A 14,819-nucleotide genomic window follows, 5' to 3' on the forward strand; every position below is an offset into this window, starting at 1 on the left:
ACGGTCGAGATCGGGTCATCACTCCTCCCACCGAGGCCCGGTCATCCGTCGCACGAGGTCACTTCCTGGCTATAAACGGAGCGAATCGATCTTCTCCGCACACGCCACAGGGGCATCCACATGATCCGACGCATCTCCACCGGTCTCGGCCTGGTCGCCGCCCTGTGCGTACCGGGGCAGGCGGTCGCCGAACCCGCCGCCCCGCCCGCGCCCCCGGCGGCGGCGGCGCCGACGCTGAGCCTGGAGCTGAACGGCGACTCCTTCGCGCTCCGGGACGCCTTCGCGATCCTCGAGGGCCGCCCCGTCGCGGCCCGGCTGTCCGCCGACGCCCGCGCGGACATGACCAAGACCCGCGAGGGCGCGCTGGCGGCCCTGGAGACCCAGCGGGTGTACGGCTGGAACCAGGCGCTCGGGCCGCTGAAGGACCGTCCGATCTCGGCCGAGGAGGCGGTGCAGTTCCAGCGCAACATCCTGCGCTCCCACGCGGCGGGCGTCGGCGAGCCGCTGCCCGACGACGTGGTCAGGCTGGCGCTGATCCTCAAGGCCAACCAGATGGCCAGGGCCAAGTACGGCGTCCGCCCCGAGGTGGCCGAGCGGCTGCTGAGCATGGTCAACGCCGGGGTCGTGCCGCGGATGCCGCAGATCGGCTCGCTGGGCACCGGCGACCTGCAGCCGCAGGCGGCGGCCGGGCTGGCGGCGATCGGCGGCGAGGCGCCGGTGCGCTACCGGGGGCAGGAGGGCCCCGCGTCGGAGTTGCTGCCGCGCGCCGGGCTGGCCAGGGAGTTCACCCTGGAGGCGGGCGAGGCGCTGCCGATCGTCAGCGGCAGCACCGTGCTGGCCGCCACCCTGATCCACGCCGTGCACCGCGCCAGCGTGCTGGCCGACCAGGCGGAAGGGGCGTTCGCGCTGTTCATGGAGGCGACGCGGGCGGAGCGGGGCTCGCTGGACGCCCGTACGCACGAGGAGCGCCGCATCCCGGAGGAGAACGCGGTCGCCACGCGGCTGCGCGAGATGGTGGCGGGTTCGCGCTGGATGACCGAGGAGGGCCGCAGGCGCCTCGACCCGGCCAACTACGAGCCGCGCGTCCAGGACGCGGTGTCGGTGCGGGCCGCCCCGCACATCTTCGCCGGCCTGCGCCAGACGCTCAACAACACCCGCCAGGCCCTGGCCAGGGAGGCCAACGCCTCGACCTCCAACCCGCTGGTCTTCCGGCGGGACCGGGGCACCGGGTACGAGTTCGTGATGGGCGGCAACTGGGACGGCTCCATCATGGGCCACCTCGCCGACACCCTGAACGCCGAGATCGCCGACGTCGGCGTGCTGTCGCAGGAACTGTCGGGACGGCTGCTGTCGTCCCGGTGGAGCTACGGCCTGCCGGCGAACCTGGCCGGCGGGCAGCCGGGGCTGAACTCCGGCATGGTCCAGGTGCAGACGGTGGCCGCCGCGCTGGTCCCCGAGATGCAGGTCAGGGCCCACCCGGCGGGCACGCTGTCCCGGCCGGTCAAGGACGGCCAGGAGGACCACAACACGATGGCCATGGCCTCGGTCCGCGACCTGCACGAGAACCTCGACCGGCTCGAGACCGTCCTGGCGGTCCAGTACCTGATGGCGGCCCAGGGCATCGACCTCATCGCGGGGCGGATGACCGGCCTGCCGCTGGGCGTCGTCACGGAGGAGCTGCGGACGGAGCTGCGGCGCTACATCCCGCCGCTGGGTGACGACCGCTACATGACGCCCGAGCTGGAGCGGGCCATCTGGCTGGTGCACAACCGGCATCTGGTGCCGTCCGTCGAGCGGTGACCCGGACGTCCGGATCCTGAGCGATCACCGCCTCGCCCGCGATGACCTGCCTCTCCCCCATCGGGGCGCGGTCCTCGCGGGCGACGGTGCCGGGCGGAGCCGATCTACCCGGACGGCTCCGACCTGAAAGTTTCACTGTCGTAAATCCGCGTTGTTAGGCCCTGACCGGCCAGGACGCCGATCCCGCCGGAATCGCCCAACGGCGGCGGATTGACGACTGGAAAGCGCTTTCCTAGATTCACAGTCATTCACTCCCATGCATGTCGTCCACATATGTGAACGGCAGGCACAGACAGCACCTACAGACAACCCCAGTAGGTAGGAGCACACTCATGCGCACTTCACGACGTGTCCTGACCCTCGTCACCTGCGTCGCAGCGGCGGCGGCCGGCCTGACCGTGGCCGCCTCCGCGCCGGCCGCGGCGGACACCCCCCTGGTCGGCTGGGCCACACAGGGCGGCGGCACCACCGGCGGCGGCAGCACCCCGCCGACCACCGTCAGCAGCGCCTCGGCCCTGACGAGCGCCCTGTCGTCCGGCTCGGCCGCCGTGATCAGGGTCTCCGGCACGATCTCCTGCTCCGGCATGCTCCGCGTCGCCTCGAACAAGACCGTCATCGGCAACTCGGGCGCGACCATCTCCGGGTGCGGCTTCAACGTGTCGCAGGCGTCGAACGTCATCATCCGCAACCTAACGTTCCGGAACTGGAACGACGACGGCATCAACGTCCAGTACTCGACCCGGGTCTACATCGACCACAACTCCTTCAGCAACGGCTACGACGGCGCGCTCGACATCAAGCGGTCGAGCGACTACGTCACGGTGTCCTGGAACAAGTTCTCCAGCCACGACAAGACCATGCTGCTCGGCCACGACGACGGCAACGGCGCGGAGGACCGCAACCACCTGCGGGTGTCCTACCACCACAACTGGTTCGAGGGCACCAACCAGCGCCACCCGCGGGTGCGCTTCGGCAACCCGGTGCACGTGTTCAACAACTACTACAACAACGTCGGCAGCTACGGCGTCGCCTCCACCCAGGAGGCCGGCGTGCTGGTCGAGGGCAACTACTTCGAGAACACCGGCGACCCGTTCCACCGCGGCGAGGGCAGCTCCCCCGCCGGCAGCCTGGTGGCCCGCAACAACCACTTCGTCAACTCGGGCAGCGGTGACCAGGGCGGCAGCGTCAAGTCGATCCCGTACTCCTACACGCTCGACAGCGCCTCCGGCGTCAAGTCGATCGTGACGGCGGGCGCGGGCGCGGGCCGCATCTCCATCTGACGCGGCGGCCCGGGGCCACCGCACAGACCCGATAGATCGGACGGGCGGCGCGTCGCGCGCCGCCCGTTCCGGCGTTGCCAGGCCCGTCACGGCCGCGGCGGCGGTCCTGGCGTGGGCGAAGCGGCACGAGTGCCCGTACGGTGGTGGGCATGTCCACCGCCAGAACCGTGCGAGCCGGGTCCACCAGGGCCGAGCGGGCCGGTGACACCCGTGAGGCCATCCTCGACGCCGCCGAACGGCTCTTCGCCGAGCGCGGCGTCGGCGAGGTGTCCAACCGGCAGATCGGCCTGGCGGCCGGGCAGGCGAACAACTTCGCCGTCGGCTACCACTTCGGCACCAAGGCCGACCTGGTGCGCGCGGTCGTGCGCCGCTACACCACCGAGACCGAGCGACGCCGCCTGGACATGCTGGCGCAGATCCAGGACGCGGGGCCGGACGAGCTGCGCGCCTGGCTCTCCTGCCTGGTGCGCCCGGCCACCGGGCACCTCGCCGCGCTGGGCGTGCCGAGCTGGCGGGCCCGCTGCCTGGCGCAGTTCGACACCGTGCCCGCGCTGCGGCGGATCATCGTCGACGAGTCCGTGGCGACGCCGTCGATGGGGCTCGCGCTGGAGGGCATGTTCCGCCTGCTGCCCGGCCTGCCCGCGGACGTACGCGCGGAGCGGGGCGACATGAGCCGCCTGCTGATGCTGCACACGCTGGCCGAGCGGGAACGGGCACTGCACGAACGGGGCCCAGCAGAAGGGGACACAGCGCAAGAGGGCAGGGCGGAAGGGGACGCGGCGGCGGGCGCGAGCTGGGAGGCCACGGCGGTCGGCCTCATCGACGCCCTGACCGGCCTGTGGCAGGCCCTCGTCACCACGCGACCCCTTTCCGGGTAAAGCCGGCAGCGCCGAGCGGCACGGGAACTCCCACCGATCCGGGCGGGGCACCCGCACGCAGGCCCAAAAACCTTATCCAATACCGATATATACATATAAAATGGTATTTACTGGATGGTTGACTCGTTCCATCCGGCCATCCGCCGCGCACCAGGCACCTTCCGCCACTCCGGAATCGTCCGGTGCCGCCGGTCTTCGCGACCTTCGCCATAGGATCCCTTTATGCGGGGTAGACACAGGCAATTACGGACATGCACAATCTGACAGACGTCGTGACCAAAACTGGGACTGAAACTTCTCGGGGCCTTACTCCGTTCTGCGGATAAGAAAACGGCAACTGCGAGGACATGTGCGCGTCACTTCATCCCTCAGGTTTCTTTTCGCACTGATCGTGACCGCTGCCGTGGTACTCCCCCCGACGGCCGCGCGAGCCGCTCCGCCCTCCGACGTCAAACCCGTCCGCGTCGTCGTCCTGGTCGACGAGTCGGGCAGCCTGAAAGAGCAGGACGTCCGGCGCGAGCGGGCCGCCGCCCAGCTCATCGCGCTCAGCGAGCTGTCACCCCAGTCGCAGGTGGCCGTGCTCGGGTTCGGCAGCTCCAACGGACCCGGGCAGTCCGCCGTCGACATCGTGTGCCCGCTGACGGGCGTGGAGACCGTCCAGGACCGCGAGTCGCTGAACCCGTGCGTGGAGAAGCTGCGCCTGCGCGGCGCCGCGGAGGGCAACGACACCGACCACGCCGCCGCCCTGGTCCAGGCGTTGAAGATCATGAGCGAGCCCGACGACCAGCAGCGGGCGAAGATCGTGTTCCTGCTGACCGACGGCGTGCTCGACGTCGGCGACAGCCCCCAGTACGGCCCCGACGCCCGCACCCGCAACCGCACCGCCGAGGCGCAGATCAAGCAGAGCCTCGGCGACGCGAAGAAGGACCAGGTGCAGATCTGGCCGCTGGGCTTCGGCGCCGCCGACAAGGCGGCCCTCGACACTTTCGCGGCGGGCGGCTGGACCAAGCCCTGCGGCGACCAGAAGACGGCCACCCCGACCGCCCGCGTCGTCGCGAACTCCGCCGACGTCGAGCGCTCCCTGCTGGAGGCGTTCGCCTACGCCAGGTGCGCGGGCATCGAGGAGTCGGTGACCGACTCGCTCGACTCGGGCGCCACCATCGATCTGCACGTCAACATCCCGATCATCGCCACCGACGGCTCCATCGTGGTGGTCAAGCGCGACCCGCGCGTCAAGGTCGCCTACTTCGACCCCGAGGGCGACCAGGTGCCCAAGCAGGGCGAGATGAAGGAGTCGGCCTTCCAGGCCGCGGGCGAGGCCGGCCCGGTCGAGTCGCTGCGCATCCGCAACCCGCTGCCCGGCAGGTGGCGCGTCCAGCTCACGTCGCCGCCGCAGGTCAGCCGCCAGGACGTCAGCGCCACCGTCGTCTGGCAGGGCGCGCTGCGCGCCTGGATCACCCTGGACAACCCCCGCCCCGCCCGGGGGGCGCGGGTGGACGTGCGGCTGGGCCTGCAGACCAGGAGCGGCGAGATCACCGACCCGGCGGCGCTGGAGGGCCTGCGCTTCAGCGCGCGGATGTCCGGCGACGGCTTCGAGGAGCAGCCGGTCGAGCTGGGCGACTCCGGCCAGGGGGCCGACCGGACCAGGGGCGACGGCGTGGCCTCCGGCCAGATCGTCATCCCCGCGACCGCCACCGGCGCGCTGTCCTTCGTCGGCGAGGTGAGCGGGCCCGGCGTGGCCGGTGACGTGCGGCCGTACGCCACCCGCATCGCCGTCGCCACCGAACCGCTGCGCGCCTCCGTGCAGCTCCCACCGGCCGTCGTCGAGCCGGGCGGCGAGATCACCGGCGTCATCGGGATCACCAACGACGCCGGGCCCACCCAGCTCGACCTGCGACTGGTGGACGTCCCCGGCACCGTGAGCCTGTCGGCGCAGCGGGTCCAGGCACCCTCGGGCACATCCGAGCAGCGCTTCGCGCTCCGGGTCGGCCCCGGCGCCGGCGCGAGCCGGGTGAGCGGCTCGGTGCAGGTGCTCGGCCCGGCCGGGCAGCCCGTGGGCGGGGGGTTCGTGGACGTGGAGGTGCGCCCGCCGACGCCCCTGTGGCAGCGGGCGCTGTGGGCCCTGCTGATCATCCTGCTGATCCTGGCGGCGGCCCTGGTCGTCTGGTGGGTCAAGCGGCAGAAGGAGCGGCGGATCGCCGACCCGAGCGAGCTGACCCTGCACCTGTTCGACCGGCCCGGCGAACCCTACGTCAGCCGGCTCCAGGCCCCGCTGGGCGGGGGCCCCGAGTTCACCTTCGAGATCGGCGAAGGCCACCTGATCCCCACCCACCGAACCGGCTACGCCGTGCGCCGCGGCCAGGGGCGGGCCGTCCTGGTCCGCGACCCGTCCGGGCGGGAGCTGGAGCCGCTCTTCCCCGGACGGCCGATCGCCCTGCCCGGCGGCATGTTCCTCGGCGTGGACGACCGCCGGGCCGGCGGCGGCGACAACGGGCAGGCCGCGTACGGCTCGCCCCGGCCGCAGCCCGCCGAGCCGAACCAGAGCAGGACCCAGAGACCGATGCCAGGCGACGACCTGTTGTGAGGGGCGCATGAGGATCTTCGATCCGATGATGTTCGTAGGGCTCGGCGGCACCGGCTGCCGGGTGGGGGTGGAGCTGGAGCGCCGGCTGCGGGACGAGCTGTGCGGTCCCGACGGCATGGATCTGATCAGGGACCTCGCCTGGCAGAACTACCTGCCCTACGAGCTGCCGTCCTGCCTGCAGTTCGTCTACGTCGACCTCAACGAGGACGAGCTGAACCGCACGCGGCGCAGGGTGGTGCCGACCGAGCGGGACCTGCCCGCGGCGGGGCGCACCGCGCACCTCGTCCACGACGTGGTGCCCAAGTTCGACTCCTACCCGGAGGTGGCCCGCAGCCTGCGGGCCACGCTGGGCGACCACGTCAAGGACTGGCTGCCGCCGCGCGAGCAGGAGCCGCTGATCGCGCCGCTGATGCGGGGCGCGGGGCAGCTCCCGACGGTGGCGCGGGCGGCGCTGTTCGAGCGCATGCGGCACGGGGCCGGGCCGGTCGTGCAGGGCGTCGAGGACGCCATCGGCGCGATCGCCAACTCGGGCAGCGAGCTGGCCGCGCTCGGCGGGCGGCTGCGGCGGAGCTGCGACGTGTTCGTGGCCTTCTCGGTGGCGGGCGGCACCGGCAGCGGCGTCTTCTACGACTACCTGCACCTGATCGGCGACGCCTTCGCCCGCAACCACATCAGGGCGCGCATCCACCCGCTGGTCGTCATGCCGTCGGCCTTCTCCGAGGGCAAGGGCGGCGGGCGGCGGGCCAAGCTGAACGCGGGCGCGAGCCTGCTCGACCTGTTCCGGCTGGTGGACGACCAGAACGCGCCGCACGCGGGCACCCAGGTGGACGAGCACGGCATCGTCGGCGAACTGGGCGTGCGTTACCCGGGCAGGGGCGAGGTGCGCCTGGCCACCGGCACCGTGCAGACCGCGTTCCTGTTCACGATGCCGCCCGGCGTCGAGCGCGACGACCTGCACCGCTCGATCGCCTCGCTGATCGTCTCCCTGGCCGGCACCCGGCCGAGCGCCGCGGGCGAGGGCGCCGGCGGCATGGAGGACCGCGGCGAGGCCACCTTCGCCGACGACTTCATCAACCGGGCGGTGGAGCGCGACGTCCAGGCGGCCTCCGGCATCGGCAACCGGGGCGTCTCGACGGCGTTCGTCTCGTCGATGACCGTGCCCGTCGAGGAGCTGGCCGACCTGGTCAGCTCGCGGCTGCTGGCCCGCGCGGCGACGCAGCTCGACGCCGTGCCGCCGGGCTCGGCCGAGAGCAACGTGGACGAGATCCGCCGCATGTTCACCGCCACCAACCTCGAACCGCTCAACTCCCGCGAGCCGCTGCCGCTGCCCGAGGCCCGTCCGGCCACCGGGGCGGCGGAGATCCAGAAGTCGCTGGCCAACCGGCTGCGCGCGATGGAGGACAACCTGGCCTCGCTGGAACGGCGGCTCGCCCGCGCCGTGCCGGCCCTGGCCAAGGACATGGACGTGCGGCGCGGCGCGATGGAGGGGCTGCGGCACGTCGATCCGTTCCGGCTGAAGCGGGTGGTGGCGGGCCTGCCCGGCGACGTGCACGAGGCCGACAAGCTGGGCTTCGCCGGGCTGCTCGACCACCGCAGGGCCCAGCCGCGCAAGCCGTTCGAGAACATGACGGAGGCGCCTCCGCAGCCGCGGCCGATGCGCGACCGGCTGCTGCGCAAGGTGCAGTGGAGCGACCCCGAGGTGCAGGCGTCGCTGCACGACCAGGAGACCTGGTACCTGTGGCGCAGCCAGGGGCTGTGGCACAAGGCGTGGGCCGAGCAGATGCCGCGCTGGGAGCCGCCGCGCAAGCAGCTCGTCCGGGAGGTGCGCGACTTCGCCCAGGTGTTCGCCGACCACGCCGACGCCGACCCCGAGCGGTTCGCGCGCCGCGCGGGCGAACTGTACGAGACCCGCGTCGGCGTCTACCACCTGCTGCCGCCCGCCGGCGCCGAGTCCTTCTACGACACGGTGGTGCGCCGCTTCCTCGACGTGTTCGTCTCCCAGCAGCTCCTGCGCCCCACCGACGGCGAGGCCGGCGTGGTCGACACGCTGATCGGGCCGGACGGCTGGCGGCACGCCTACGACCTGGCCTGGCGGTCCGGCAGGCCGGCCGACGCGCTGGCCTGGGTGCGGGAGAAACTCAAGCTGGAGGTGAAGAAGCAGTTCAAGGACCAGGAGGAGGCCGCCAAGCTGGGCGAGCAGCCGCTGCTGCCGTCGCTGGCCGACATCCTCAGCCAGGCCGCGACCGGCGGCGACGACCCGCACGTGCGGCAGTTCCAGCTCAAGCTGGCCGACCTGGTGCCGGGCGGCTTCACCCCCGACGGCACGGGCGACCTGCGGGTGCTCGTCTCCTATCCGGCGCCGGCCAAGGACACCGGCCTCGAACGTTTCCTCAAGGAGCGGATCGACCTGCCCGCCGAGTCCGACTGGCGCAACATCGACGCCGACTCGGTGACGGTCGCGCAGGTCCGCACCTCGATGAGCGTCACCCAGGTGCGCGAGTTGCGCGAGGTGCTGCACTCGTGGGCCGACGCGCTGCACGACGAGCGCCCGCAGGACAACCTGAAGTGGCGCCAGCGGCTCGGCTACGACTTCGGTTACCTGGCCACCACCGAGGAGCACCGGATCCGCATCCTGCACCGGCTGCTCTGCCTGCTGTGGAACGGGCAGGTCAGCGTGGTGGAGGGCGAGCCGGCCGCGCCGTCGCGGATCCGGATCGACGTCGAGGGCGGCTCGATGACGCTGCCGCTGACCGGGTACGGCAAGGCGTCCTCGTGGCCGAGCGTGCTCCGGGCGTACGAGCAGTGGGTGATCAGCGGCGACGAGGAGTTCCGCAGCCTGGTCAGCGATCAGCTCATGAACGCCCTGCCGAGAGGGCTGGCGGGCACGCTCAGCCGCCCCGATCCGCTCTTCGAGCTGGTCGTCGGCATGGCCGCGGACCAGCTCGGCCTGCTGGAGATCATGATGCCCAAGCTGCCGTCGGGCGCGCGCAACCGGGCCGACCAGCTCGTCGCGTTCTGGGACCGCACGCTGCCGGCCGCGCTGGACATGCCGTTCGAACGGGTCGCCGAGGCCGTCGCCTACAACCTGCGCGACCTGGACGCGCTCGCCGGGGAGTGAGCATGGTCGAAGTGCTCGACCTGCGCAAGGACGAGGCGGCCAGGCTCGGCCCCCGGGTGCTGGTGGTGACCGACACCGAGCGGCTGGCCGACGGGCAGCGGGTGCTGCAGGAGGTGTTCAGCTCGCGCCTGGTCAGGCAGGTCCTGGTGGTGGCGCTGGGGCCCGAGCCGCGCCTGCCCCCAGCGCTGAACGGCGAGAGCCGCAGGGTGTTGTGGGTGGGCGACCCCTGCGGCATCCTGTGGAACGCCGACACCGGCGAGGCCACGCACGGGCCGGGCGTCAGCGCCGAGTCCATCCTGGTCGACCTGCTCTCCCAGCCCGAGGTCTTCGACGAGGTGGTCAACGAGCTGGGCGACATCCCGTACGGGATCGCCTCGCCCGGCTGGCGCATCGTGGCCGGCCGGATCGACCCGGAGGTGCTCGCGCAGGCGTTCACCGACGTGGCCGAGCGGTTCGGCGGGCCGATCCAGCAGGAGAGCGCGCTGTTCGCCTCGCCGCTGGCCACCGCGCTGCCGGTGCTCAGCGGCACCGCCGACCTGCCGGCCGACCTGCTGGACGCGCTCGTCCCCGGCGGCCGGATGGACCGGCTGCACCGGCGGGCCCGCGAGCAGCTCGACCGGGCCGCCCGCGCCCTCGACGACCTGGGCTACCTGCACGCCGCCCCGGTCCGGGCCGCGATCGTGGACGAGGTGATCGCGGCGGGCCGGGCGCTGGCCGAGTTCCGCGACGCCGTCGAGCGGCTGTTCGCGGAGATCGACCACGGCGACGAGGACGCCGCCGACCGGCTGGCCGCCAACGGCGTCAAGTTCGCCACCCCGGCCGGCATGGGGCACGCCGAGATCGTCGGCGAGCTGCGCGCCGACGTGGCTTCGGCCCTGGCCGAGCGCAGGAGCCTGACGCGGATGGTGGCGCGGCTGCGCCTGCTGGCCGACCAGAGCGCGCCCATCGGCAGCGCCGCGTTCGTCTCCGACTGCCGCCGGATCTGCCCCGACGAGCTGCTCAACGACCTGCACGCGCCCGCGGAGTTCCCGCCCGGCCTGGCCGAGCGCTTCGTCTACTGGCGGCGCTCGCGGGCGTGGTGGCGCGACCGGCTCGCGCTCGGCCCGGCCAGGACCGCCCTCGACGGGCTGCGCTCGCTGCTCGAACGGGTCGCCGCCAGCGAGTGGACGCTGGGCGAGGCCCGTACGCACACCTCCGACGCGGCCCGGACGCTGGCGGCGGCGCTGCACGAGATCTGCGCGCAGGTGTCGGCCACGCTGTCCGACTGGAGCCGGGCCGAGGCCGGGCAGGCCGCCGCGAGCCCCGCGCTGGACGAGGAGGTCACCGTGCGCCTGCGCGACCGGGGCGGCCAGTTGCGCGAGGTCGTCACCGGCGACCTGCTCGACGCGGTGACGGGCTGGCTGGAGCCCGGCTGGACGGCGCTGGAGCACGGCGACTTCCGGGACGTGCAGACGGGCCTGGAGCGCCGGGTGGACGAGACGCTGCGCCAGTACCGCTACCACCTGGCCCACCGGGGCGTGCAGGAGAAGCCGGAGTTCGGCACCGCCGACGCGGGCCGGCAGGAGCTGGTGGACGCGGTGTGGCGGCAGTCGCAGCACGTGGTGCGGGCCCTGCGGGCCCAGCCCGGCGGGCAGATGTTGCAGCTCTGCGGCGATCGCGACCTGTCGGCGCTGCTGCGGCAGTCGTCCGCGGTGCGCTTCGCGCCCAGGGCCGTGCGGGGCCAGGACAACCCGCCCGGGGTCGTGTGGACCCGGTCGGGCCAGTACGCCGGCACCCTGCGCCTGGTGCCGCTGCGTCCCGGGACGGCGGAGGAGGACTGGAGTGGTGATGGAGCCTGAGCCGCTGGACTTCGACTCCCCCGAAGGCGACCCGGTGAGCTGGGAGGTGGAGGCGGAGCCGTGGCACGACCCGTTCGAGCGCCGGCTGACCCACCTCGCCTCCGGCACCAGGCTCGTGCAGCGGCGGGTGCCCCGCGCGGCGGGCCGCGACCGCGAGTACCTCTACGACCTGCTGGAGAACGAGGCCCGCATGGGCGTCAGGCTGCTCACCCGGTTGCACCGCGCCTATCCGCCCGAGCTGACCAGGCTCGCCGGGCACAGCCTCGACGAGGAGGAGCCGTTCGTGCTGCTCTACGACTACCGGGGTGAGCCGGTCAGCCGCTGCTTCGGCAAGCTGCTGATCAACGACCAGCGGGCGCTGCAGGCGAGCCTGGTCCGGGCGGTGCGCATCCTGTCGGCCTGCGACATCGTGCACCGGCGCATCGAGCCGGCCACCGTGCGCTGGGACGACGTCACCGTGCAGCTCACCGACCTCAGCCACGCCACGCTGGCCGGCTCGCGCCGGCTGCGGATGGGCGAGGCGCCCTACGCCTGCCCCGCGCAACGGGCCGGCGAGGGCGTGGCGTCCACCGCCGACGACCTCTGGAGCGCGGGCATGGTGATCTACCGCACGGTCACCGGCCGCGAGATCGCCGAGGTGCCCGACCTGTCGGGCGTCCCCGCCCTGCAGCCGATCGGCGACGTCTTCTCCGGCTCGCCCCCGTCGGCCCAGGAGGTGCTGGCCCGGCTGCGCATGCCCGACCCGATGCAGGCCATCGCCGTCGAGCGGGACCTCGGGCTGGAGGAGGGCCGGGCCGCCTTCGACCGGGCCCGCGCGGCCAGGCGCGAACCCGCGGGCGACGAGGAGCGGGTGGCCCCCGAGCCCTCCGACGTCGGGGAGGGCGCGACCCGGGTGCACCACGTGCCCGTCTCGGACGATCAGCAGCCGCCGCCCCCGTGGGCCCGCTGGCTGCCGCTGGCCGTGATCGTCGTCCTGCTCGCCGTGCTCCTCTGGGTGGTGACCCGGTGATCCTGTGCCCGATCTGCCTGCACGAGTTCTCCTGGAGCGAGGACGAGCTCTACGAACGCACCCCCGCGGGCCAGTACCAGCCGCTGTCCCTGGACGAGGTGAGCGGGCCCCGCCGCGAGGACCTGCTGCGCGCGGCCCACGTACGCTGCCCGGCCCCCGCCGGCGCCGGCCTCGAACACCACCTGCCCTACACCTACGTCCGGCACGGCCGTCCCCTGGTGATCGGCCTGGTCGGCGGGCCGGAGACGGGCAAGACGCACCTGCTGGCCGCCATGATCGGCGCCATCGAGCAGGGCGGGCTGCGGCCGTACGGGCTGACCACGGACGCGGTGGACATCGACCGGCACGCCGAGTACGTCGACTCGTACGTGCATCCGCTGCTGGTCGAGCGGGTCGCGCTGAGCCGCACCGCCCACCGGGCCACCGCCGAGCCGGTGGACGCGCTGCTCGTCAACGACGGGCGGCACACGACCGCGGTGGCCTTCTTCGACATCGCCGGCGAGCTGCTGCGCAGCGCCACGCACGAGGCGACCAGGTTCGTGCCGGCCATCGGCGGGCTGCTGTTCGTCATCGACGCCACCACCAGGTCGGCCAGGATGGGAGACGACTCGTTCCGCGCCGTGCTGGACCGGCTGCCCAAGGCCGGCGGGCGGCTGGACGTCCCGGCCGCCATCGCGGTCACCAAGAGCGACGCGGTGCGCTTCCAGGCGCCGGTGGACACGTGGCTGTACGCGGAGCCCGACGGGCTCGACCCGGCGTCGGTGCTGCGCGAGAGCCGGGACGTCTACGCCTACCTGCACCGGCGGGGGGCGCAGGCGTGGCTGAGCCCGTACGACAAGTGCCGCAGGTGCACGCTGCACTTCGTCTCGGCGACGGGCGCCGCCGCCGAGGAGGGGCGCTTCCGCAGGGGTGTGCGGCCCCGGCGCGTCCTGGAACCGCTGATCTCGCTCTTCGCCATGACAGGCGTCCTGCGCGGCTATCCGGAGGTGGGGATCTGATGGGACGTTACGCCGCCGTCGACTGGATCCAGTTCGAGTGGGACGAGCGGCGCGGCGGCTTCGGCCCCGTGCGCTCGTCCATGGAGCGCGCCCGCGCCCAGGGCTGGTACCAGCAGCTTGCCCACTGGCTCGACCCCGGGCAGGGGGCGGGGGTCAGCCTCTGCCGTCTCGTGCTGAACGAGCGGGTGGTGGTGCTCTCCCGCACGCGGACCGACGACACCGACAGCCGGCGCAACATCCGCGTGCAGGCGTACCTGGGCAATCAGGCCACGCGGCCGGAGGCCATGCCGAACGTGCGCCAGACGCTCGCGCTGGCCTCCGGCTGGGCCGCGCGGCTGCCCGACACGGACGAGCCGCTCGACCTGGGCGAGCTGATCGGCTCGTACGAGGTCGCGGGGGCCGCGCTCGACCGGGAGTCGCGGGCGGGGGCGGCGGCGCTGGCGCCGATCGTCTCCGAGTGCCTGCGCCGGCCGCAGGTGCCGCTCTCGGTGGTCTCGTCCGGGAATCCGATCGTGCAGCTCTGGGGGCTGGTGGACATCGTCGATCTGGTGCTGGGGCGCTATCCGGAGACGTTCTCCACCTATGAGACCGACGACGTCAAGCCGGAGGCCGAGATCATCTTCCTGCGGAAGTGGCCGGGGGCGAGGTCGCAGGGCTCGCAACGCGTCCGGGTCGATCCACGCGATCCCGGCCAGGAAGACCGGTGCTACGAGATCGCCTCGATGGTCGTGGCCGCGTACGCGGAGGATCAGCTCGTGGGACTGGTCAAGCGGTTGCGGATCGACGACCGGACGACGCTGGAGGAGCGGCTGCGGCTGCTCGGGTCGGTCAGGTACGACTCGACCACGCCCGTGGCCCGGCCCGCGCCGGCCGTGGCGGCGGACCCGCCGCAGCACGATCCGGTCTGGTCACCGGTGAGCCCCCGGCAGCCTTACGGTGTGGACCGGTCCGGGCCTCTGACGGACCGCCCGGCCGCGGAGGAGCCGGCGCGGGGCGCCCAGCCGTCCGCGTCGCGGGCGCGTCCGGCCGCCGGGCGGCAGGCGGGGCGCACGCCGGGGCGGGCCGAGCCGCCCGACGCGCCCGGCACGACGGCACCGGCCGCGGGCGGCTCGGCGGGTGCGGGTGGCGCGGCGGGAGAAGGCGGTGTCGGGAGGGCGGGCAGCACGGGCGCGGACGGCTTCACGGGAGCGGAGGCGAGCGGCGTCGTGGAAGCGGAAGGTCAGCCGGGCGTGACGGGACAGGGCGGTCAACGGCACGGCGGCCAGGGGCCAGGCGTGGGAGCCCAGGGCGTGACGGCGCAGGGCGGTCAGAGAC

8 protein-coding genes and 1 pseudogene are annotated in these 14,819 nt (G+C 73.2%); all 9 read left to right on the forward strand.

Features of this window, described 5'->3' with window-relative positions; translation table 11 throughout:
• Positions 1-120: 120 nt before the first annotated feature.
• The gene (gene hutH, locus FAF44_RS18170; protein WP_237104372.1) at positions 121-1,800 is read left to right on the forward strand and encodes a histidine ammonia-lyase; all 1,680 of its coding nucleotides are present in this window, start codon (positions 121-123) and stop codon (positions 1,798-1,800) included.
• 332 nt (positions 1,801-2,132) lie between these two features.
• A complete protein-coding gene (locus FAF44_RS18175; RefSeq protein ID WP_237104373.1) occupies positions 2,133-3,080 on the forward strand; it encodes a polysaccharide lyase family 1 protein in 948 nt (315 codons plus the stop codon).
• A gap of 149 nt (positions 3,081-3,229) precedes the next feature.
• Positions 3,230-3,958: a TetR/AcrR family transcriptional regulator gene (locus FAF44_RS18180; protein WP_237104374.1), complete on the forward strand. Its 729-nt coding sequence runs from the start codon at positions 3,230-3,232 to the stop codon at positions 3,956-3,958.
• A gap of 403 nt (positions 3,959-4,361) precedes the next feature.
• Entirely contained in the window at positions 4,362-6,542 is a 2,181-nt protein-coding gene (locus FAF44_RS18185) for a vWA domain-containing protein (protein WP_237104375.1), read from the forward strand.
• 7 nt (positions 6,543-6,549) lie between these two features.
• Entirely contained in the window at positions 6,550-9,660 is a 3,111-nt protein-coding gene (locus tag FAF44_RS18190) for a tubulin-like doman-containing protein (protein ID WP_237104376.1), read from the forward strand.
• Between the two features lie 2 nt (positions 9,661-9,662).
• A complete protein-coding gene (locus tag FAF44_RS18195; RefSeq protein WP_237104377.1) occupies positions 9,663-11,498 on the forward strand; it encodes a hypothetical protein in 1,836 nt (611 codons plus the stop codon).
• Positions 11,482-12,507, forward strand: a complete 1,026-nt coding sequence (locus FAF44_RS18200) for a hypothetical protein (protein WP_237104378.1) — start codon at positions 11,482-11,484, stop codon at positions 12,505-12,507. The genes FAF44_RS18195 and FAF44_RS18200 overlap by 17 nt, the downstream gene beginning before the upstream one ends.
• Entirely contained in the window at positions 12,504-13,505 is a 1,002-nt protein-coding gene (locus FAF44_RS18205; protein WP_237104379.1) for a hypothetical protein, read from the forward strand. The genes FAF44_RS18200 and FAF44_RS18205 overlap by 4 nt, the downstream gene beginning before the upstream one ends.
• Positions 13,505-14,819: pseudogene (locus tag FAF44_RS18210) on the forward strand (hypothetical protein); the annotation flags it as partial. The gene FAF44_RS18205 and the pseudogene FAF44_RS18210, both read left to right, overlap by 1 nt.

Source organism: Nonomuraea sp. MG754425 (genome assembly GCF_021699195.1).
Classification (GTDB): domain Bacteria; phylum Actinomycetota; class Actinomycetes; order Streptosporangiales; family Streptosporangiaceae; genus Nonomuraea.